The organism is Campylobacter coli (genome assembly GCF_009730395.1).
GTDB classification, from domain to species: domain Bacteria; phylum Campylobacterota; class Campylobacteria; order Campylobacterales; family Campylobacteraceae; genus Campylobacter_D; species Campylobacter_D coli.
The window spans coordinates 1,054,474-1,076,892 of record NZ_CP046317.1 but is presented as its reverse complement, the minus strand read 5'-3'; the positions used below and the strand labels follow the sequence as shown (position 1 = coordinate 1,076,892).

Sequence of the window (22,419 nt, the reverse complement as noted above, 5' to 3'; positions counted from 1 at the left end):
TTTCCCCTTAAAAAGGGGAAAATTATGAAAGAATTACTCCAAAAACTCTGGCAAAATGAACTCCAGCTTTTAGATTTTAATGCAAGCTTTAAAGATAAAAATATTCTTGATGTTTCCGAACTTGCTATCATATTGAGTGTTAATAAGGATAATTATGAAAGATATTTTCTCTTAAAAGAATTTAGCAATATTTGTAAAAAAATTGATTTAAGAGTAGATATTTTTAGCATTCAAAAAGCTCAAATTTGTGTTTTAAATATGTTTAGGGAGGGTTTTATACCTAAACAAGATTTATTAAAAGCCTTGCGAATTTTGCAAAAAATTTCAAACAATGCTGAAATTTTAGAATATATACAAAATATTCAAGTTCAAAGTATCGATAAAAAAGCTTTGTTTCAAAGTGGTTTTAATGAGCTTAATCATATCAATATGGAACTTAGTCAATTGAGTTTTGATGAAAATAGCAAAATAAGACTTCAAAAGACTTTAGAGAAATTTCAAAAATTAGAATTTAATATAGCTATAACAGGTGTTATGAATTCAGGAAAATCAAGCTTGCTTAATGCGCTTTTAAAAGAGGATTTTTTGGGGGTTTCTAATATCCCTGAAACTGCGAATTTGACTTTATTAAGCTATGGCAATACTCAAGAGGCCGTGATTTATTTTTGGGATACTCAAGAATGGGATAATATATTAAAAAGTTCCAAATTTAGCAAGGAGCTTAAAGAATTCATCGATGAGCTTGCTTTAAAAATCGATATTAAAGAATATGTTCAAAATAAGGCTTTAACACAAAAAATCAATCTAAAGGAGCTTAAAGAGTTTAGTTCTGCTAAAAACCAAATTTCTGCTCTTATTAAGAAGATAGAAATCAAAAGCAATTTGGAATTTTTAAAAAACAATATCTCTATAGTGGATACTCCAGGACTTGATGATATAGTCGTGCAAAGAGAAATTCTAACTAATGAGTATCTTAAAGAAAGCGATTTTTTAATCCATCTTATGAATGCTTCTCAAGCTTTAACACAAAAAGATGCTGAATTTTTAATCCATTGTTTATTGAATTCTCGGCTTAGCAAATTTTTAATTGTCCTTACCAAGGCGGATTTGTTAAGCCAAAAAGATTTAGATGAAGTGATAAATTACACCAAAGAAAGTCTTAAGGCTAGACTTGAAAATTTTGACACGCATTTGATAGAAAAGATAGATTTTTTATGTGTAAGCGCAAAAATGGCAAGTGATTTTTACAAGGGTTTATCTTCTGAAGAAAGCTTTAAGAAAAGTGGCATGAAAGAATTTGAGGAATATCTTTTTAATGAGCTTTATTCTGGAGAAAAAAGTAAAATTATTTTACAAGCCTATAAAAAAGAATTGCTTTTAGAGCTTAGAAATATTTTAAATGAATATGAAATGCAAAACAAGCTTATAAAAGAAGACGGGCAAGGCTTAAGCGAAGAAAATGATAAACTTTTATTGGAATTTAAGGCTAAAGAAGAAGCGCTTAAGGAGGCAAAAGAAGAGATTTCAAATTCGATTTTAAATCTTGAAAATTTTGAAAATGGGGTGGATAATCTTGTTTTATTATTGGCTAAAAAGCTCAAAGAGCGTTTGATTGATGAGATTAAATATCTAAAAGATAAAGCCCAAAAAATTAACATTAATCGTATTTTAAATATGATAGATATCACGGTTAAAGATGGTATTAATGATATTTTAAGAGAAGTTAAATTTGAAAATATTAAAAAAATAGAGGAATTAAAAACAAGTTTGGCTTTAAAATATGATTTCTTAAAAGATGATTTTGACAATGGATTTGAAGGCTTTAAAGATGAAATTTCTAAAAAGATAGAAAATATTTTTAGTGATGAAAAATTTGCATTGTTAAGACTGCAAATCGAGCAAATTATCTCTACCAAAGTCGATTTATTTGAGCTTGAAACAAAATTAACAGAAGTGATTTTTAGCACTTTTGAAAGTTTTAATATAGGTGCTATATTAAAGGATTTGGATATCAATGGCGCCTTTTTTGCTTTCTTGAATGAAAGAATGAAAAATTATGAAGTATTGCAAAAAGAAAAGTTAGCGAGTATTGAACATTTAATCAATAATCTTAAAAATCAAAATGCTGACATTTTATTTTCTTATGAGGGAAATTTGGAAAAAATTGCAAAATTACAACAGCTTGAAGTGGAGCTTATGAATGCAAATTAATATTTTAAATCATTTTATAAAGGCTTATGAAGATGCCTATAATATAGATTTTGATAAAAGTTTTGAAGGGCAAATTAAAATGTTGTGTAAAAAACTAAATGAGCCTTTCATGCACCCAAGCTATAATCTTATTCAAGAGCTTGAAGAATTGAGTTTTTCTTTAGATAAAAATATTAATATTGCTATCATAGGACAATTTTCAAGTGGAAAATCAACCCTTTTGAATTTAATCCTAAAAAAAGAATGCTTGCCTACTGGAGTAGTGCCTGTTACTTTTAAACCCACTTTTTTGCGTTATGCGGATGAGTATTTTTTAAGAGTTGAATTTCAAGATGGAAGTGATGAAATCACTCATATAGAGGAGTTGGCAAAATACACAGATCAAAGAAATAATGTAAAAGAAACAAAAAGTTTGCATATTTTTGCACCCATACCTTTGCTTAAAAAAATCACCCTAGTGGACACTCCAGGGCTTAATGCTAATGAAGATGATACTTTAACCACCCTAAAGGAGCTCCAAAATATCCACGCGGCAATTTGGTTAAGTTTGATCGATAATGCAGGAAAAAAGAGCGAAGAAGATGCTATAAAGGCAAATTTGGAGCTTTTGGGTGAAAATAGCATTTGTGTGTTAAATCAAAAAGATAAGCTTAGCGCTCAAGAATTAGAAAATGTGTTAAATTATGCCAAAACAGTTTTTTCTAAATATTTTAAAGAATTAATTGCCATTTCTTGCAAGGAAGCAAAAGATGAAACAAAATATGAAGAATCTAATTTTAATCTTTTGTTAGATTTTTTAGATAACTTAGATGAGAAAGCCTTAAAACAAAAATTTACAAAGAGAAAAATGCTTCATTTATGTCAAGTTTTAGAGGATGAAAATAGGCTTTTTGTGGATATTTTTGATAAGCTTGCAAATCAATTTCAAATTTATCAAGAGAAATTAAATTCTTCTTTTGATGATTTTATAAAAGAAGTTCAAATTTTAAATCATCAAATTTTAAATAAGCTTAAAAGCATTGGCGAAAGAATTGCGAGTGAAATTTTTAATTGCATTAAAGAAAAAGAGGCTCATTTTTATAAAGAAGCCAAGGGATTTTTGAAAAAAGATTTGTATGTAAAATACGATTATAAAGCTCCTTTTATTTCGAGCGATGATGCTTTTTTGGCAATGTTTTACAACAGCGATATAATGAATAAAGAATTTAAAAAAATCAAAAATGAAATTTACGAATCATTTGAAAAAATAAAACAAAAATTGAAAGATTTTATAGACAATTTAGAAAAAGACATTTTGCTTTTTAAAGCTGAATTTTCAAATATACAAAAAGATAATATCTTGCAAAGCGATAAAAATTTTAGCGAACTTAGGGCTTTTTGCAATGCAAGCGATGAGTACTTTTTAAAAGACTTTAAAGAGCTTTTATTTAAAAGTTTGCTAGAGTTGGATTTATTTTTTGAAAAGTTAAATCTCAAAGCTTTTGCAAATTATGCAAACGCTACAAAATTAAGCTTGGCATTTTTCAGTAGAAAAATCAATGAAAGTCGAGTTCTTTATGAGCTAGATAGTTCCGAATTTACGCTTTTTTATCCTAAAAAGAGTGAAATTTATGAAAGGGTTTTAACTGAGCTTAATGCTTATGAATTTGAAGCTTTGCTTATCAATAAACCGATTTTAGTAAAAATATCTAATCATTTTTTAGAACAAAATACAAATATAATTCAAGAAAAAAATAAAATTTTAGACTTAAAAAAAGTAGAATTACAAAAACGCAAAGAGCAAATTTTAGAAGTCAGAAGTGTATTGAAGGAAAATTTATGAGGATATTTTTCATTTTATCTTTATTTTTTCACACTCTTTTTGCTGTGAATGATTTAGATAATGCTTTAAGGCTTTATGAGGGAAATAAATTTGTAAAAGCATATGAAATTTTTGAAAGACTTTGCGAAAAAGACAATGCTAGAGCTTGCTTTTCTTTAGCCTATATGAATGAAAATGCTCAAGGAGTTGCAAGAGATTTTGATAAAGCGTGTAAATTTTATGATAAATCCTGCAAACTCGGTTTGACTAAGGCTTGTTCTAATATGGCCTTAACCTTACAAGATCTAGGTTATGTTAATGAATCCCTTTTGGCATTTAACAAGGCTTGTAATTTAGGTGAATCTTCAAGTTGTAATCATATGGGTTTGGTTTATGAAGATGAAAAAGATGGTCAAATGGCTACGCATTTTTATAAAAGATCTTGCGATTTAAAAGACGCTAGAGCTTGCTATAAATTAGGCTTTTTGTATGAAAGAGGAGAGCTTGTAAGGCAAAATCTTAAATCAGCTTTGGCTTTTTATTCTAAATCTTGTACTTTAGGTTTTGCAGAGGCTTGTTATTTGATCGGACGTTATTATGAGCTTGAGAAAAAAGATTTGAAAAAGGCTAAGAGATATTTAGGTATGGCTTGCGATAAAAAACACCAAGAAGCTTGTGCTGCTTATAGAAAGCTAAATTCTCAAGATATAGAAATTTATTAAAATGTCATCAAAAATATTTTAAGAAACTAAACTAAAATTGATTGGATTATTTTGTGAATTTTGTTGATAAATTTTGCCAATGAAATTTTTAAAGTCTTTGTTTGCTTGTGTTTCTTCGAAATTATCTTTAGAATCTTGATTATTTATATCAAGATTTTCTTGCTTTTCTTCGTTTTCTTCTTTTTTCTCTTGTGCTTCTTGCGCTTTAAGTTTTGTTGCTTCAGCTCTTGCTTCAAATTCCATTTTTAGAGCATTTGCAGCGACTTTATAATCTTGCGGACTAGGATCAGCAGGCGCCATGGCTGCTGCAACGACTTGACGCGCATTGGCGATAGTTTCTTCAGGTGTCCTTCCTTTTTGCATTCTTATAGGAACTTCACCTGCTGTGGCATACATTTGATTATCAGGTCCTCTTGTGTAGCTAAAGCTTGCAGCTCCAGCTAAACCACCTCCAGCGGCTTGATGTGCTGCTTCGTGAGCTTTTACATTTCTGTCTATACTTTGAAGCTCACGCACTTGTTGTGCTTGTTGTATGGTAAGCTCAACGCCATTTATCATTTGAGTTTGTTCATTGTTTTGTTTTGAGTCTTTATTTTGTGAGTTTGTATTTTCTGTATTTTCTTGTTCGGCATTATTTTTTTGTGTTTTATCATAATAAGAGGAATTGCTAGCATAGTTGTAATTTAAGCCAATTTGCATTTTTCCTCCTTTATTTTTTTTGTATATTTTAGACAATATTAACGCATTTTGACTTAAAATTTTGATAAATTTTGTAAAATAACAATCAATACAATTTTAAAGGAAGATTAATGATTTATGAGAATGACTTGATTTATATCGAAAAAGAGGAAGCTCAAGTGCCATGGATTAAAATTTTTACCAAGCAAGTTTATAAAGAATTTAGCGATTGCCCCTATGAACTTCAAAAAGAAATTTTTGACAAAATTTTGCGATGTGAAAAGGCTATGATAGAATTTTACAAACCTGAAAAAATCAATATTGCTTCTTTTGCAAACTATGTTCCAAGGGTACATTTTCATATAATGGCGAGATTTAAAGAGGATGCTTTTTTTCCAGAATGTATGTGGGGCAAGCAGCAAAGAGAATTAAAAGACTTAAATTTGCCTAGTTTTGATGAATTTGTGATTTTTCTTAAAAATAAAATGGACTAAAATTATCATTAATGGTTGATTGTTTTTTGTTTATTAGAATTCTTTTTACATAAAAATACAAAAAAAGGAAAAAAATGAAAAAGATTTTATTAAGCTCTCTTGTTGCAGCTTCTTTGTTGAGTGCAGGTTTATTTGCTAAAGAATATGCTTTAGATAAAACTCACACTGATGTAGGTTTTAAAATTAAACATTTGCAAATTAGCAATGTAAAAGGAAATTTTCAAGATTATGATGCGGTAATTGACTTTGATCCTGCAAGTTTTGAATTTAAAAAACTTGAAGCAACAATTAAAGTAGCATCTGTAAATACAGACAATCAAACAAGAGATAATCACTTACAACAAAATGATTTTTTCAAAGCAAAACAATTCCCTAATATGACTTTTGTAATGAAAAAATATGAAAAAATCGATAACGAAAAGGGTAAAATGACAGGAACTTTAACCATAACAGGCGTTTCTAAAGATGTGGTTTTAGATACTGAAATCGGCGGTACAGCTAAGGGTAAAGATGGAAAAGAAAAAGTAGGTTTTTCTTTAAATGGTAAAATCAAACGCTCTGATTTTAACTTTGCGCCAGGTACTTCAACTATTACTTTAAGTGATGATATTAATTTAAATATCGAAGTTGAAGCGAACGAAAAATAATTTTTTAGTCTAAGAGTCTTGCTCTTAGACTTTGTAAATTTTTATCCAAATTTTCTTCACTTTCTTGCCAAATCAATTTAAAATCCGGTTTAAAATTTTCATTTTCTAAATTAAATTCCGTGTTTTTCAAGGTGGATTCTAAAAAAGCAAGATGATTTAAAGCTTGATTTTTATCATTAAAAATTAAAATAAAATCATTTTCTACGATAAAAATTTTTGCTCTAAAGCGTTTTAAAATTTTTGCAATTTGTTTTAAAATGAGTTTGGTATAGCTTTCTTTGGTATCTTTTAGTTCATTAAAATGAAGCAAGGCAATGATATAGTTGTTTTTTCCTTTTGTAAAGCGTGTAAGGCTTTTTTCATTGGGTAGCTTTGTTAAGGTGTCAAAAAAAGCTAACCTATAAGCGTAATTTAAAAGATAAAAACAAAAAACCAAACTTGCAAATTCAAAATATCTTATTCCTGTTCCTTCTTGGAATAAAAACTGAAAATATGCAGCAAAAAATGCGATAAGAAGATAATATTCTTTAGTTTTAAAAGTTTTGATAAAAATGAGTATTAAGCCGACTAAAAAAAATAAAAATCCTAATTCACTCACAGGTTTAAAAAAATTTAATGTAATAAAATGGAATTCTAAACCAGCGCTATTGAAAGTAGTATTTCTAGGTAAAATGATGCTTAAAATACCTATAAAAATAAGGGTTGTAATTGAGGCGATATTTTTTTTATTTAAAATTAAAACATGATGTTTTCCAAGGCAAAATAGAGTAAAAATCATAGGTAAAAACAAAGCCACAAATAAATTAGCTTGAAAAAAACTTGTATAAAAATAAGGCAACTTAGCTCCTAGTAATACTAAAGTCAAAAAGAAAATTTTTGAATTTTTAAAGTAAAAGGATAGCACAAGAGCTGAAATTTCAAAAATAAAACTCAATGATATTAAAAAATCTAATAAAAACATTTCAAATCCTTGATTTTAATAAAAGTGATAATTGTATAGAAAAAAGCTTAAAAGCGGATTTTATTTAAATTTAGCAATTTCATCTTGTATGGTTTGTTCTATATGAAGCAATTCTTCATGAGTTTTTTTGCTATTTTCTAAAAGTTCATCAAATTTAAAGCCAAGCATAACAATACGATATAAATTGGGTTTGTATTTTCTCCAATTATATAAAGTGCTAACATCAATGTCTAGTTCATATGCCATATCACGCTTGCTCTTTTTTGTCATTTTTTACCTCAAAAATTTAGCCTTTAAAAAATTTTACATTAAAATTTCTTTATTAAAAACACTTGAAATATTCAATCTTTTATATAAAATATATTTAATATTTCAATATTAATTAAGTTATAGTATGGAATAATTCGAGATATTTTTTAATTTTCAAGGAGTAGTTATGGATTTCAATTCGGTTCTTTTCAGCATTGGCGATAAATTGCCAAAAGATGCAACATCTACCGTGATGCTAAAAGAGAAATTTGATCGCTTAAATGAGGATAAACAAAAAGAAGTAGTAGCACAGCTTCCAATGATAAAACTAAAAAGTCCCGCTTTAGTATTTTGGGTAGGGACTTTTTTATTTGGTGCTTTTGGAGTGGGTCGTTTTATGATAGGAGATTGGGTTTTAGGGCTTATACGCTTGGGAATTACAATTGTAGCTATGTTTTGTGGTATTTTAATGATTACATATAGTGCTTTAGGGATAATATATGGTTTGTTGTGGCTTGTTAATTGGATTTGGTGGATTGTAGATATGTTTTTAGTGGGTAAAAAATTAAGAAAACAAAATTTTGAAAAGATTGCAAATATTATACAATAATTTCGAGTTTTTATGAAAAACAATCAAAAATAAGTTTGCAAAATATTTTTATTAAGTTTTTAGTAAATTTTGTTTTTGTGGCAAGTGAGATTTAGAATTCTTAAGCAATAAAGAAAATTGCTTTTAAATATTTTGTCTGTTGCTCCAAATATTGCACAGGTTTTTTTAGAGATTACAAGTAAAATGGTGAACTTGGTACAGATGAATAGAAACTAAAATATTATTTAGGTGAACAAAAAAGGAGGAAATTAATGAAATGTTTTAATGCGAAATTTATGTTTGTTGGAATTTTGGCAGTATTTTTGAGTGCTTGTAGTAACGGTATTCCAAAATGTAGTGATCAAGATGTACAAAATGTTTTAACTGAGATTATTTTAGAACACAATTTTGGTAGATTTTCTGAGGTTGATCGTAAAAAGTTGAAATTTACTTATAGTGGTTTTATGAGCGATTTAACCGATAAGGAAAGTAAAACACAGTATTGTAAAGCTCAAGTAAAAGCAAATGGAAGTATTGATTCTCGCCCTTACAAATGGGATGCTTGGATCGAGTATTTTGCTAGATATACTGATGATGGTATGGTATATGTAGAAATTACTAGATAACTTTTTAAGGCAAAAATGCCTTAAAAAGTTAATTTTAAGGAGATTGGATATGGATTATAATGTTTTTCTTTTAAATATACAAGATAAAATAAATCAAGAAGATTTTTTCAATTTAAAGCTTAAGTTTGAACAATTACAAAATAAAAAAGAAGCTTTATCAAATTTGGTATTTTTAAGACTTCAAGATCCTATAAAACCTCTAATTATGAGTATGATATGTGGTTTTTTTAAGTTTAGGTTGGTTGGCAATCGATAGATTTATGATAAAAGACTATGCATTAGGAATATTGCGTATAATATTATCTTTATTTCCTTGTGTGTTATTTTTGATACTAGGAATTAGCTATGAAAATGATTCTAACTCGGATATTTCTGAAATTTTTTTCGGGTTGTTTGGAATTTTTCTATTATTGGGCATTATTTGGTGGGGAGTAGATTTATTTTTAGTCTATAAAAAAATTAAAAAACAAAATTATAATAAAATTATAGAATTTATTTTTAACTATCAAAAAATTTAATTTTAAAATTAAAAATTCAAGCCTTTTTCGCTACAATTTCTTAAAAATTTTTATAAGTAAAAAATTTAAGGAAAATCATGGTTGAAGTAAAAAATCTTACTATGCGTTTTGCAAATCAGCTTTTATTTGAAAATGTTAATTTAAAGCTTGTTCGAGGACAAAGATACGGACTAATAGGAGCTAATGGTGCAGGAAAATCGACTTTTTTAAAAATTCTTTCAGGAGAAATTGAGTCAAGTAGTGGTGAAATAGTATTTGATGAAGGCTTGAAAATTGCAGTTTTAGGACAGGATCAATTTGCTTTTGAAAACTACACCATCAAAGATGCAGTGATGTGTGCAAATAAGCGTTTATATGAGGCCTTAAAAGAAAAAGAAAAGCTTTATATGAGCGAGGAATTTACTGATGAGATCAATGAGCGTTTAGGTGAGCTTGAGATAATAACGGCTGAAGAGGATCCAAATTATGATTGTGAAACACGTTGTGAGAAAATTTTAAGCTCTTTAAAAATCAAAGATTTTGATGTTTTGATGAGCACCTTGCAAAGCGCAGACAAATTTAAAGTCTTGCTTGCGCAAGTATTGTTTTTAGGAGCAGATGTACTTTTTTTAGATGAGCCTACAAATAACCTTGATTTAGAGGCAATTTCTTGGCTTGAAAATGAACTTTTAAGACATGAGGGAACCTTGGTGGTGATTTCTCATGATAGGCATTTTTTAAATAAAATTTGTACAAGAATTTTAGATGTAGATTTTAAACAAATTCGTGATTTTGCGGGAAATTATGATGATTGGTATATGGCTTCAACACTTTTAGCTAAACAAGCTGAACTTAAGCGCGATAAAACTTTAAAAGAAAGAGAAGAATTAGAAAATTTTATCCGCCGTTTTAGTGCGAATGCTTCTAAGGCAAAACAAGCTACAAGTCGTGCAAAGGCTTTGGAGAAATTGGAGCTTGAAGAGATTAAAATTTCAAGTCGCAGGGATCCAAGTATAGTTTTTAGAACAAATCGTGAAATAGGAAATGAAGTTTTAGAGCTTAAGGGTATTAGTAAGGCTTATGATAAAGAATTGTTTTCAAATTTAGAATTAAAAATCGAAAAAAATGACAAAATTGCTTTAATTGGTGCAAATGGTGTAGGTAAGTCAACTTTGGCTAAAATCATTGCCAATGCTATTGCTCCTGATAGCGGTTCTATACACCTTGGAGCGACTATAGAACTTGGATATTTTCCTCAAGATACAAGTAATTTAATTTGTGAAAATTTGAAACTTTACGAATGGCTTATGAGTGAAAAATTCAAAGATTTGGATGAAATTCGAAAGTGTTTAGGTAGAATGCTTTTTAGTGGTAGTGATCAAGAGAAAATGGCAGCGAGCTTAAGCGGAGGGGAAAAACATCGTTTAATGCTTTCGCGTTTAATGCTAGAGCGCCCAAATTTTTTACTTTTGGATGAGCCTGATAACCATTTGGATCTTGAGAGTATCATAGCCCTTGGTGAAGCTTTGTATAATTTCAAGGGTGTTGCACTTTGTATAAGTCACGATAGGGAGCTGGTTTCTGCTTTTGCTAATCGTATTTGGCACTTAAAAGATGGAGAACTGACTGACTTTCGTGGAACTTACCAAGAATTTTTAGGAGAAAATGATGGCTAAATTTAGAATTCAGTATAGCGCAGGCTTTGGACATTTTACCCAAAATCATAAAGGCTTTGGACCTACTATTTATATAGAAGAAGTAGTGGAATTTGACAATGGTAAGGATTATTTTGATTATATAGATTTTTACAATACTTATTCAAAAAGCGATGATACTTATTTTCATATCAGTTTTTTAGAAGATAGACCTTTAAGCGACAAAGAAATCACCATACGCAATGAATATCGTAAAATACGCGATGAAAATTGCAAGAGAGCAAAAGAAGAATTTATAAGAGATAATGAACTTGATGTGGAGCATTTACCAACTCATGGTGATTAAGGAACACTTTTTGCTTGTATAGTTTTTGCATATTTTGAAAGGAGAAAGCTATGCAAGTAAGTTATAAAACTATTAGCTCATATGAATATGATGCGATTAGTGGTCAGTATAAGCAGGTGGATAAGCAAGTAGAAGATTATTCTTCGACTTCTGATTCTGATTTTATGGATATATTAAGTAAATTAGAGGAAAATTCGGGTATTTCTAGTACGGAAGAAAATTTACAAAACAATACCCAAAGTTCAAATTCTAATTCCTCTCAATACGCACAAATGTCAAGCATGTATGCTTATCGTTTTAGGCAAAACGAGGGCGAACTTTCTTTAAAAGCTCAAAGTGCGAGTGTGCATAATGATCTTTTAAATCAAAATGCAAATGGACAAAATAAAGACAGTAGTCTTTTAGGTGATTTACTTAACGCGATTTAAATTAAAGCCTCAAACGAGGCTTTAAGATAGATTATAATTTCTCTATTTCAAAAGGTGTAAATTGGGCGCAAAAGATTTCAAACTTTTGCTCTTCCTCTTCGTTTAAATTTAAGCTTAAAATCACTTTTTCATTTTTAAAGTCTCGCTCAAATTCCAAAGAGTGAGTTCTTAAAAAATGTTCGAAGCGATTGAGATTTTTAAAATCTATGGCAATTTTGATATTTTTTTTAAATTCAAAAGTTAGCAAGGAGGCATTGTTAATCGCTGCATTTGCCGCGTCACTATAAGCTCTTACAAGTCCTCCTGTCCCAAGTTTGGTGCCACCAAAATATCTTACAGTGATGACTGCAGTGTTGACAAGATCATACCCTCTTAAAACATTTAAAGAAGGTATGCCTGAAGTGCCCTTAGGCTCGCCATCATCACTTTTATCTTCTATGATTTGATTGTATTCATTTAAAGTTCGATAAGCATAAACAAAATGAACGGCTTTGGGGTGTTCTTTTTTTAAATTTACAAGCAAATTTTTAAAATCTTTAAAAGGGCAAAGATAGGATAAAAAAGTAGATTTTTTAATTTCAATTTGTGCTTGAAAAATTTGATCAATTGTTTGCATTTTCGCCTTTTTATTTGGTATTATGATTAAATAAGGTAAAATATAATGTATTAATAAAATTTTTAAAAATATACTATAATTTTACAAAAATTAAGGAAAGAAATGTCAAAAACAAGTCAAAAATTTATGAATTCATTCAAAAGTTATAAAAGAAATAAAATGGGGTGTTACAAGGTTGGCTTTTTATAAAAATATTTTTATTTTATACATTAGGCATGGGATTATTTTTTGAAATTTACATCAGTTGATATTTTAAGTTTAATTTTGTAAAATCAAATTTATGGAAAAAATCAAAAATTATAAGCTTATTATTCTTTTACTTGCTTTTGATTTACTTGCTTTGCTTTATGGAATTTCAACCCTTAGCATTAGTGTTGATGAGGCTAAAATTTATTTTGAAGAAAAAGGAAGTTTTCTTTTTTTTAATCATAGTTTGCTTTATTATCTCACACATTTTGGAACTTTTGTTTTTGGACAAAATGACTTTGGTTTAAGAATTCCTATTTTATTTTTTCATTTTTTAAGTTGTATTTTACTTTATATTTTGGCTTTAAAATATACAAAAACTCATTTTGATAGCTTCTTATCTCTTTTGCTTTTTGTATTGTTGCCAGGAACGGTTGCAAGTGCTTTGTTGGTAAATGAAGCCTCTATAGTGATTTTTTTAACGCTAGCTATAATTTGTGCGTATGAATATGAAAAAAAATGGATTTTTTATCCGCTTTTGATTTTAGCTTTATTTGTAGATAAGTCTTTTAATATTTTATTTTTAACCTTTTTCTTTTTTGGAATTTATAAAAGAAATTCTTTTTTATTGACTTTGGCCCTTGTACTTTTTGGTTTGAGCATAAGCTTTTATGGTTTTGATACAGGTGGGCGTCCAAGAGGATATTTTTTGGATACTTTGGGAATTTTCGCCGCTTGTTTTTCGCCGCTTGTTTTTATTTATTTTTTTTATGTAGTTTATCGTTTAACTTTTAAAGAGCAAAAAAGTTTACTATGGTTTTTAATGAGCGTAACCTTTATTTTTTGTTCCTTGCTTTCTTTGAGGCAAAAGCTTTATTTGGAGGATTTTTTGCCATTTTGTGTGATTTGCACTCCGCTACTTATTAAAACCTTGATGGCAAGTTATAGGGTGCGTTTACCGCAATTTAGATTAAGATATAAAATTTTTATAGAATGCTCTATTATTTTTTTACTATTTTGTTATTTTGTTATCATAGGAAATCAAATTTTATATTATTTTGTTTCTGATCCAAAATATAATTTTGCTAATAACTATCACCTTTCTAAAGAATTAAGCAAAGAGCTTAAAAAACAAGAAATTTTTAAATTAAGAGTTGGCACATCTTTGCAGCCAAGATTGAAATTCTATGGTATTGAAGATAGTAATACTTTTTATCTAAAAAGTATTAAAAATAAAGACCAGCTTGATAAAAATAAAAAAAATATTACAATAAAGCTAGGAAAATTTGAAAAAATTTATCAAATCCAAAGATACTAGTGATGCTTTTACGCTTTTTGAGCTAGTTTTAGTTGTTTTAATCTTAGGCCTTGTGATTTCCATAGCACAAATCAATCTAAAACAAGATAGACTCATGCAAGGTGCAAAGCAAATTCTTAATGACATACGCTATGTAAGAACTTTAGCAATGACTCAAGAGAGTTTTAGGGATTTGGAATTAGCAGTGGCAAAAAGAGAGTGGTATAAAAGTAGATGGCAATTATATTTTATCAATTCAGCAGCAACAAATTATGAGCAAACTTATACGATATTTTTAGATAAAAATGGTGATGGAAACGCTAATTTAGGAAAAACTGAAATCAATATTGATCGTGAAATTGCTGTAGATATTATAAACCCCAAAAAATTAATGAATTCAGGACAAAGTGGAGTTATTGATAAGAGCGATAGTAAGACTACTCAAAGATTTAATATTTTTAAAAAATTTGGTATAAAAAAAGTAGAATTTAAAGGTTCGTGTAGGGGTTCTACAAGGATAGTTTTTGATGAAAGAGGAAGATTATATTCTCCTTTGCGAACTTCTCAAGGTGTTTATGATAAAAATTTAGCTAAAACTAATCAAGACTGTGTCATACGCTTAAGCTCAATACAGGCAAATCAAATTTGCATTATAGTCAATCCGCTTAGTGGTTTTGCTTACATACCTAAATTTCAAGATTTTAACAAGCAAATGATAATGATAAATGGTGTACTTTCTCAATGTTTTAAAATTTAGAATGCTTTAATTTTTAATATAAATTTGCTATAATTTGAATGCAAATATTAAACAAAGGAGAAAATAATGAATCGATTAGGAATTTCAGCAAGATTGTATTTCAGTTTTGCTTTGATTATTTTTATTATGCTGTTTATAGCTGTTTTTTCAATAGCTAAAGTGAATTTTTTAGATAAAACTCTTACAATAGCAACAGGGGAAAACGCTTTGATTTCTCGTCAAGCGATTAATTTTAGGGGAAGTATCCATGATAGATCAATTTTAATTCGTGATGTCGTTTTAGCACAAGATCAGGAAGACTTAAGAAAAACTTTAGCTCAAATACAAAAATTGGAAAAAGATTATGAAGAAGCTGAGCTTATTTTAAATGATATTGTAGCTAAGGGTGGTGGTGATTCAAATGTACGCTCTATGATGGAGGATATTGCAAAAACTAAGAAAAATACCGTGCAAATTTATCAAAAGATTATTGACGCAGTGGTGAAAGAAAATGATATTCAATCAGCAACTAAAATGGTTTTAGATTCTGCTAGACCAGAATTTATTTTATGGTTGGCTCAAACAAATAAATTGATTGATTATCAAGAGTTAGCCAATCAAGAATTAACTCAAATAGCACTTTTAGAAAGTAAATCTTTTCAATTTATCATGATGAGTATCATTATAATTGCTTTAATTATTTCTATGGTTATTGCTTATTTGATAGTGAGATATATTAAAAAATCCGTAGGTGGTGAACCAAGAGATGTAAATAGAATTATCACCGAAGTTGCTAATGGAAATTTAACACAGCCAATTCATACAGAATATAAACAAAGTATACTTTATTCTATTTCTAGAATGCAAAATCAATTACGAAATATAGTCCAAAAAATGATTACTATTTCTAATGAGTTAAACCACAAAGCTGATTTGGTGGTAGGTCGTATAAGTGAAACTGAAAAGGCAGTGATTTTTCAAGGCGAAACTTCTAGAGAATCTGCTCTTAAAATTCGAGAAATCAATCAAAAAACACAAAATGTTTCCAAAATGGCTCTAGAAACAGAAGAAAATTCAAAAAATACCACTCAAGTTTGTCAGAATAATAAAAAATATGCCGAGGATACAGCTTCTCAAATGGAATATATCGCAAGCAATTCTTCTAGAGTTTCTCAGCAAATTGCCTTGCTTAGCGAACATGCTAAGAATATAGGAACAAGTACAGAACTTATTAGCGAGATTACAGATCAAACTAATTTACTTGCTCTAAACGCAGCCATAGAAGCTGCTAGAGCGGGAGATGTAGGTAGAGGTTTTGCCGTCGTTGCTGATGAAATTCGTAAATTGGCTGAAAAAACAGGCGGGGCAACAGATCAAATTGCTATAATTAACAAACAAATTCAAGAAGAAACGATAGCAACAGTAGGCGTTATAGAAGAGTCTATACCATTGATTTCTCAAGGTAAAAGTTTAAGTGAAGAGGTAAGAGATAGTGTGGATTTAATCTACAAACAAGCTAATGACAGTCTTTTTAAAGCACAAGAGGTAAATCAAGAGGTAGCCGCTCAAGTAAAATTAATGGAAGAAATTGAAGAAAAAATTATAACAGTGGCAGATATTTCTTCTAAAACTCAACAAGCGGTTAGTGAAAATAAAAATGCAATGACAGAACTAAAAAATATTTCGGATAATCTTCAAGCTGAAATAGCTATTTTCAAGCTCTAAGCACCTATAACCCCCAACCACCCAAAAATAAGGCTAAATTTCTAGCCTTATTTAATCCTCCTTTAAGCTTAATTGGTTATACTTTCATTTCCTTTTTCAGAAAAGGACTTAAGATCTTTAAATTATAGTCTAAAGTTAACTAAAGTTAAATTAAGATTTTATAAACCCTATGTTTCTAGTTTTAAATTAATCTTTAATCCTAGCTAAAGCAATCTAAGTTTATAAAACTTTATTATTACTAAACTTTATTTACATATAATAAATGATTTTTTGTTTTTGTTCTTTAAAATTAATATTGTTATTTCAAATCTTATTAGTCAATCTTTGAAATCTAAATAAGTGATCGATTGAGCCAGAAGGATTTAGGCATAAGTAATTATGTAAAATCTATTCAATCTAAATATTTAAAGATTAAAAGTTTTTCTTTTTAATCTTCATTACTTTTTCTTTGAAGAAAAAGATTAAACTATCTATAATTTTTATGGAGAGTTTGATCCTGGCTCAGAGTGAACGCTGGCGGCGTGCCTAATACATGCAAGTCGAACGATGAAGCTTCTAGCTTGCTAGAAGTGGATTAGTGGCGCACGGGTGAGTAAGGTATAGTTAATCTGCCCTACACAAGAGGACAACAGTTGGAAACGACTGCTAATACTCTATACTCCTGCTTAACACAAGTTGAGTAGGGAAAGTTTTTCGGTGTAGGATGAGACTATATAGTATCAGCTAGTTGGTAAGGTAATGGCTTACCAAGGCTATGACGCTTAACTGGTCTGAGAGGATGATCAGTCACACTGGAACTGAGACACGGTCCAGACTCCTACGGGAGGCAGCAGTAGGGAATATTGCGCAATGGGGGAAACCCTGACGCAGCAACGCCGCGTGGAGGATGACACTTTTCGGAGCGTAAACTCCTTTTCTTAGGGAAGAATTCTGACGGTACCTAAGGAATAAGCACCGGCTAACTCCGTGCCAGCAGCCGCGGTAATACGGAGGGTGCAAGCGTTACTCGGAATCACTGGGCGTAAAGGGCGCGTAGGCGGATTATCAAGTCTCTTGTGAAATCTAATGGCTTAACCATTAAACTGCTTGGGAAACTGATAGTCTAGAGTGAGGGAGAGGCAGATGGAATTGGTGGTGTAGGGGTAAAATCCGTAGATATCACCAAGAATACCCATTGCGAAGGCGATCTGCTGGAACTCAACTGACGCTAAGGCGCGAAAGCGTGGGGAGCAAACAGGATTAGATACCCTGGTAGTCCACGCCCTAAACGATGTACACTAGTTGTTGGGGTGCTAGTCATCTCAGTAATGCAGCTAACGCATTAAGTGTACCGCCTGGGGAGTACGGTCGCAAGATTAAAACTCAAAGGAATAGACGGGGACCCGCACAAGCGGTGGAGCATGTGGTTTAATTCGAAGATACGCGAAGAACCTTACCTGGGCTTGATATCCTAAGAACCTTTTAGAGATAAGAGGGTGCTAGCTTGCTAGAACTTAGAGACAGGTGCTGCACGGCTGTCGTCAGCTCGTGTCGTGAGATGTTGGGTTAAGTCCCGCAACGAGCGCAACCCACGTATTTAGTTGCTAACGGTTCGGCCGAGCACTCTAAATAGACTGCCTTCGTAAGGAGGAGGAAGGTGTGGACGACGTCAAGTCATCATGGCCCTTATGCCCAGGGCGACACACGTGCTACAATGGCATATACAATGAGACGCAATACCGCGAGGTGGAGCAAATCTATAAAATATGTCCCAGTTCGGATTGTTCTCTGCAACTCGAGAGCATGAAGCCGGAATCGCTAGTAATCGTAGATCAGCCATGCTACGGTGAATACGTTCCCGGGTCTTGTACTCACCGCCCGTCACACCATGGGAGTTGATTTCACTCGAAGCCGGAATACTAAACTAGTTACCGTCCACAGTGGAATCAGCGACTGGGGTGAAGTCGTAACAAGGTAACCGTAGGAGAACCTGCGGTTGGATCACCTCCTTTCTAGAGTACAAAGTAATAAGTCTCACAACTATTACTTCATTATAAACTCAATTGATTCTTGTTTAGATTTCAAAGATTGATGATAAAGCTAATTGTTTATGGGGAATTAGCTCAGCTGGGAGAGCGCCTGCTTTGCACGCAGGAGGTCAGCGGTTCGATCCCGCTATTCTCCACCATTTATTAAGGGCCTATAGCTCAGCTGGTTAGAGTGCACCCCTGATAAGGGTGAGGTCACAAGTTCAAGTCTTGTTAGGCCCACCATAGAAGTATCAATCTTAAAAAGATAAAAACAAGATTTGAAATCAAGCTTTAAAATCTAAAGCAAGTATATATTTATAAATATACTTTATATACCATATACTTCCTTTAGGTTTTAAACCTAAATGTTCTTTATAATTATCATTGTTAAGAGTCACAAGCAAGTTTTAATAAAAACAATTTTACAGGACTTGTTAAAGGATAAAACTCAATTATCTTTTCTTTGGTTTTATTTATATCTTTTAACTATCTTTATTTTTTATAATAAAGAGAATATTAGATCTAAAATTTTAAATTAAAGATAAGTTTCAAACTCACGACTTAGTTTAGATATTTTTAGTATTTATATTAAGTGTTTGAATGCTTTCCGTCTTAAGATAATGAAGTCTTATCGTAAAAACTTTAACAAGGAAGTGATGCGTTTTAGAATCAATAATAAAAGGTAGAAGTTAGATTATATCTAACTTTTATGCATATTCTTAGCAGAAGAAGCAAGAAAGACTATTAGTCTTTAACTTACTTTATCAGCCTAATATCTTTTAGGTTGGCGGGGTAGGTCTTTAGCTTGCTTCTTAGTCAAGGCTTTGCCTTGACGCTAAAGAAGGTAAAAAAGGTAAGCTACTAAGAGCGAATGGTGGATGCCTTGACTGGTAAAGGCGATGAAGGACGTACTAGACTGCGATAAGCTACGGGGAGCTGTCAAGAAGCTTTGATCCGTAGATTTCCGAATGGGGCAACCCAATGTATAGAGATATACATTACCTATATAGGAGCGAACGAGGGGAATTGAAACATCTTAGTACCCTCAGGAAAAGAAATCAATAGAGATTGCGTCAGTAGCGGCGAGCGAAAGCGCAAGAGGGCAAACCCAGTGCTTGCACTGGGGGTTGTAGGACTGCAATGTGCAAGAGGTGAGTTTAGCAGAACATTCTGGAAAGTATAGCCATAGAGGGTGATAGTCCCGTATGCGAAAAACAAACCTTAGCTAGCAGTATCCTGAGTAGGGCGGGACACGAGAAATCCTGTCTGAAGCTGGGTCGACCACGATCCAACCCTAAATACTAATACCAGATCGATAGTGCACAAGTACCGTGAGGGAAAGGTGAAAAGAACTGAGGTGATCAGAGTGAAATAGAACCTGAAACCATTTGCTTACAATCATTCAGAGCCCTATGTAGCAATACAGGGTGATGGACTGCCTTTTGCATAATGAGCCTGCGAGTTGTGGTGTCTGGCAAGGTTAAGCAAACGCGAAGCCGTAGCGAAAGCGAGTCTGAATAGGGCGCTTAGTCAGATGCTGCAGACCCGAAACGAAGTGATCTATCCATGAGCAAGTTGAAGCTAGTGTAAGAACTAGTGGAGGACTGAACCCATAGGCGTTGAAAAGCCCCGGGATGACTTGTGGATAGGGGTGAAAGGCCAATCAAACTTCGTGATAGCTGGTTCTCTCCGAAATATATTTAGGTATAGCGTTGTGTCGTAATATAAGGGGGTAGAGCACTGAATGGGCTAGGGCATACACCAATGTACCAAACCCTATCAAACTCCGAATACCTTATATGTAATCACAGCAGTCAGGCGGCGAGTGATAAAATCCGTCGTCAAGAGGGAAACAACCCAGACTACCAGCTAAGGTCCCTAAATCTTACTTAAGTGGAAAACGATGTGAAGTTACTTAAACAACCAGGAGGTTGGCTTAGAAGCAGCCATCCTTTAAAGAAAGCGTAATAGCTCACTGGTCTAGTGATTTTGCGCGGAAAATATAACGGGGCTAAAGTAAGTACCGAAGCTGTAGACTTGCGCACAACTTAGATTATTTAAGTTTAGAATATGAGAAACTAAGTTATATGTTTAGTTATATTTTTACTGATTTTTATAGAGTAAAGATAGAAATAAAACTTAGTAAAATCAGTAAAAATATTCTTAGACTAAAGTTAAGTAGTTTAAGTTGTGTGCAAGTGGTAGGAGAGCGTTCTATTTGCGTCGAAGGTATACCGGTAAGGAGTGCTGGAGCGAATAGAAGTGAGCATGCAGGCATGAGTAGCGATAATTAATGTGAGAATCATTAACGCCGTAAACCCAAGGTTTCCTACGCGATGCTCGTCATCGTAGGGTTAGTCGGGTCCTAAGTCGAGTCCGAAAGGGGTAGACGATGGCAAATTGGTTAATATTCCAATACCAACATTAGTGTGCGATGGAAGGACGCTTAGGGCTAAGGGGGCTAGCGGATGGAAGTGCTAGTCTAAGGTCGTAGGAGGTTATACAGGCAAATCCGTATAACAATACTCCGAGAACTGAAAGGCTTTTTGAAGTCTTCGGATGGATAGAAGAACCCCTGATGCCGTCGAGCCAAGAAAAGTTTCTAAGTTTAGCTAATGTTGCCCGTACCGTAAACCGACACAGGTGGGTGGGATGAGTATTCTAAGGCGCGTGGAAGAACTCTCTTTAAGGAACTCTGCAAAATAGCACCGTATCTTCGGTATAAGGTGTGGTTCGCTTCGTATTAGGATTTACTCCGAAAGCGAAGAAACTTACAACAAAGAGTCCCTCCCGACTGTTTACCAAAAACACAGCACTCTGCTAACTCGTAAGAGGATGTATAGGGTGTGACGCCTGCCCGGTGCTCGAAGGTTAATTGATGGGGTTAGCATTAGCGAAGCTCTTGATCGAAGCCCGAGTAAACGGCGGCCGTAACTATAACGGTCCTAAGGTAGCGAAATTCCTTGTCGGTTAAATACCGACCTGCATGAATGGCGTAACGAGATGGGAGCTGTCTCAAAGAGGGATCCAGTGAAATTGTAGTGGAGGTGAAAATTCCTCCTACCCGCGGCAAGACGGAAAGACCCCGTGGACCTTTACTACAGCTTGACACTGCTATTTGGATAAGAATGTGCAGGATAGGTGGGAGGCTTTGAGTATATGACGCCAGTTGTATATGAGCCATTGTTGAGATACCACTCTTTCTTATTTGGGTAGCTAACCAGCTTGAGTTATCCTCAAGTGGGACAATGTCTGGTGGGTAGTTTGACTGGGGCGGTCGCCTCCCAAATAATAACGGAGGCTTACAAAGGTTGGCTCAGAACGGTTGGAAATCGTTCGTAGAGTATAAAGGTATAAGCCAGCTTAACTGCAAGACATACAAGTCAAGCAGAGACGAAAGTCGGTCTTAGTGATCCGGTGGTTCTGTGTGGAAGGGCCATCGCTCAAAGGATAAAAGGTACCCCGGGGATAACAGGCTGATCTCCCCCAAGAGCTCACATCGACGGGGAGGTTTGGCACCTCGATGTCGGCTCATCGCATCCTGGGGCTGGAGCAGGTCCCAAGGGTATGGCTGTTCGCCATTTAAAGCGGTACGCGAGCTGGGTTCAGAACGTCGTGAGACAGTTCGGTCCCTATCTGCCGTGGGCGTAAGAAGATTGAAGAGATTTGACCCTAGTACGAGAGGACCGGGTTGAACAAACCACTGGTGTAGCTGTTGTTCTGCCAAGAGCATCGCAGCGTAGCTAAGTTTGGAAAGGATAAACGCTGAAAGCATCTAAGCGTGAAGCCAACTCTAAGATGAATCTTCTCTAAGCTCTCTAGAAGACTACTAGTTTGATAGGCTGGGTGTGTAATGGATGAAAGTCCTTTAGCTGACCAGTACTAATAGAGCGTTTGGCTTATCTTTAATAAAGCATCACTTCCTTGTTAAGGTTTTTAAGAAGAC

The 22,419-nt window shown here is 32.6% G+C and carries 19 protein-coding genes, 2 tRNA genes, 2 rRNA genes and 1 pseudogene; 20 read left to right on the top strand and 4 right to left on the bottom strand.

Annotated elements, in window-relative coordinates; genetic code table 11:
- Positions 1-24 precede the first annotated feature (24 nt).
- The 3 genes from FOC43_RS05410 to FOC43_RS05400 are packed head-to-tail and all read left to right on the top strand — an operon-like array spanning position 25 to position 4,734.
- Positions 25-2,211 (top strand): dynamin family protein, encoded by a 2,187-nt coding sequence (locus FOC43_RS05410; RefSeq protein ID WP_002797317.1) that lies wholly within the window; start codon positions 25-27, stop codon positions 2,209-2,211.
- Positions 2,201-4,033: a dynamin family protein gene (locus tag FOC43_RS05405; RefSeq protein ID WP_002783117.1), complete on the top strand. Its 1,833-nt coding sequence runs from the start codon at positions 2,201-2,203 to the stop codon at positions 4,031-4,033. Before FOC43_RS05410 ends, FOC43_RS05405 begins: the two co-directional genes overlap by 11 nt.
- Positions 4,030-4,734, top strand: coding sequence for a tetratricopeptide repeat protein (locus FOC43_RS05400; protein WP_002778396.1), 705 nt, complete (start codon positions 4,030-4,032; stop codon positions 4,732-4,734). The genes FOC43_RS05405 and FOC43_RS05400 overlap by 4 nt, the downstream gene beginning before the upstream one ends.
- 18 nt (positions 4,735-4,752) lie before the next feature.
- On the opposite strand, the gene FOC43_RS05395 is transcribed toward FOC43_RS05400, so the two are convergent.
- Positions 4,753-5,433, bottom strand: a complete 681-nt coding sequence (locus tag FOC43_RS05395) for a putative metalloprotease CJM1_0395 family protein (RefSeq protein ID WP_002778397.1) — start codon at positions 5,431-5,433, stop codon at positions 4,753-4,755.
- Positions 5,434-5,543: 110 nt separating this feature from the next.
- On the opposite strand from FOC43_RS05395, the gene FOC43_RS05390 reads away from it, so the two are divergent.
- Together FOC43_RS05390 and FOC43_RS05385 are read left to right on the top strand one after the other, a co-directional pair.
- Positions 5,544-5,906 (top strand): HIT family protein, encoded by a 363-nt coding sequence (locus FOC43_RS05390; protein WP_002778398.1) that lies wholly within the window; start codon positions 5,544-5,546, stop codon positions 5,904-5,906.
- Positions 5,907-5,980: 74 nt separating this feature from the next.
- Entirely contained in the window at positions 5,981-6,553 is a 573-nt protein-coding gene (locus FOC43_RS05385) for a YceI family protein (RefSeq protein WP_002778399.1), read from the top strand.
- A 4-nt stretch (positions 6,554-6,557) separates the two neighbouring features.
- On the opposite strand, the gene FOC43_RS05380 is transcribed toward FOC43_RS05385, so the two are convergent.
- Positions 6,558-7,514 (bottom strand): nucleotidyl cyclase domain-containing protein, encoded by a 957-nt coding sequence (locus tag FOC43_RS05380; RefSeq protein WP_002778400.1) that lies wholly within the window; start codon positions 7,512-7,514, stop codon positions 6,558-6,560.
- A 60-nt stretch (positions 7,515-7,574) separates the two neighbouring features.
- Entirely contained in the window at positions 7,575-7,784 is a 210-nt protein-coding gene (locus tag FOC43_RS05375; protein ID WP_002778401.1) for a transcriptional regulator, read from the bottom strand.
- 166 nt (positions 7,785-7,950) lie between these two features.
- Between FOC43_RS05375 and FOC43_RS05370 the strand changes: the two genes are divergently transcribed.
- From FOC43_RS05370 to FOC43_RS05340, 7 genes are all read left to right on the top strand, one after another.
- On the top strand, positions 7,951-8,373 hold the full coding sequence (locus FOC43_RS05370; RefSeq protein ID WP_002778403.1) for a hypothetical protein: 423 nt from the start codon (positions 7,951-7,953) through the stop codon (positions 8,371-8,373).
- Between the two features lie 251 nt (positions 8,374-8,624).
- Positions 8,625-8,978: a hypothetical protein gene (locus FOC43_RS05365; RefSeq protein WP_002778409.1), complete on the top strand. Its 354-nt coding sequence runs from the start codon at positions 8,625-8,627 to the stop codon at positions 8,976-8,978.
- Between the two features lie 49 nt (positions 8,979-9,027).
- A complete protein-coding gene (locus tag FOC43_RS05360; RefSeq protein ID WP_002778410.1) occupies positions 9,028-9,234 on the top strand; it encodes a hypothetical protein in 207 nt (68 codons plus the stop codon).
- Between the two features lie 4 nt (positions 9,235-9,238).
- Positions 9,239-9,496: a hypothetical protein gene (locus FOC43_RS09140; RefSeq protein WP_002783102.1), complete on the top strand. Its 258-nt coding sequence runs from the start codon at positions 9,239-9,241 to the stop codon at positions 9,494-9,496.
- A 77-nt stretch (positions 9,497-9,573) separates the two neighbouring features.
- Positions 9,574-11,151: an ABC-F family ATP-binding cassette domain-containing protein gene (locus FOC43_RS05350; RefSeq protein WP_002778415.1), complete on the top strand. Its 1,578-nt coding sequence runs from the start codon at positions 9,574-9,576 to the stop codon at positions 11,149-11,151.
- Entirely contained in the window at positions 11,141-11,476 is a 336-nt protein-coding gene (locus FOC43_RS05345) for a hypothetical protein (RefSeq protein ID WP_004284883.1), read from the top strand. Before FOC43_RS05350 ends, FOC43_RS05345 begins: the two co-directional genes overlap by 11 nt.
- 50 nt (positions 11,477-11,526) lie before the next feature.
- Positions 11,527-11,904, top strand: a complete 378-nt coding sequence (locus tag FOC43_RS05340) for a hypothetical protein (protein WP_002778419.1) — start codon at positions 11,527-11,529, stop codon at positions 11,902-11,904.
- A 31-nt stretch (positions 11,905-11,935) separates the two neighbouring features.
- Here FOC43_RS05340 and FOC43_RS05335 read toward each other — a convergent pair whose 3' ends face one another.
- On the bottom strand, positions 11,936-12,520 hold the full coding sequence (locus FOC43_RS05335; RefSeq protein WP_002778421.1) for a YigZ family protein: 585 nt from the start codon (positions 12,518-12,520) through the stop codon (positions 11,936-11,938).
- Between the two features lie 280 nt (positions 12,521-12,800).
- Here FOC43_RS05335 and FOC43_RS05330 point away from each other — a divergent pair, with 280 nt between their 5' ends.
- The 8 genes and pseudogenes from FOC43_RS05330 (at position 12,801) to FOC43_RS05300 (ending at position 22,380) form a co-directional block, all read left to right on the top strand.
- Positions 12,801-14,024 carry a glycosyltransferase family 39 protein gene (locus FOC43_RS05330; RefSeq protein ID WP_002806938.1) on the top strand — a complete coding sequence of 408 codons (1,224 nt, stop codon included), beginning with the start codon at positions 12,801-12,803 and terminating at the stop codon, positions 14,022-14,024.
- Positions 13,993-14,760, top strand: a complete 768-nt coding sequence (locus FOC43_RS05325) for a hypothetical protein (RefSeq protein WP_004284887.1) — start codon at positions 13,993-13,995, stop codon at positions 14,758-14,760. The genes FOC43_RS05330 and FOC43_RS05325 overlap by 32 nt, the downstream gene beginning before the upstream one ends.
- Before the next feature lie 66 nt (positions 14,761-14,826).
- A pseudogene (locus tag FOC43_RS09175) lies at positions 14,827-15,288 on the top strand (MCP four helix bundle domain-containing protein); the annotation flags it as partial.
- A complete protein-coding gene (locus FOC43_RS05320; protein WP_370658904.1) occupies positions 15,274-16,464 on the top strand; it encodes a methyl-accepting chemotaxis protein in 1,191 nt (396 codons plus the stop codon). The pseudogene FOC43_RS09175 and the gene FOC43_RS05320, both read left to right, overlap by 15 nt.
- Positions 16,465-16,942: 478 nt before the next feature.
- A 16S ribosomal RNA gene (locus tag FOC43_RS05315) occupies positions 16,943-18,455 on the top strand.
- Positions 18,456-18,555: 100 nt separating this feature from the next.
- Positions 18,556-18,631 (top strand) — tRNA-Ala (locus FOC43_RS05310).
- Positions 18,632-18,639: 8 nt separating this feature from the next.
- Positions 18,640-18,716, top strand: a tRNA-Ile gene (locus FOC43_RS05305).
- A gap of 608 nt (positions 18,717-19,324) precedes the next feature.
- Positions 19,325-22,380, top strand: a 23S ribosomal RNA gene (locus FOC43_RS05300).
- Together the 16S and 23S rRNA genes with 2 tRNA genes alongside form the textbook arrangement of a ribosomal RNA operon.
- Positions 22,381-22,419 lie beyond the last annotated feature (39 nt).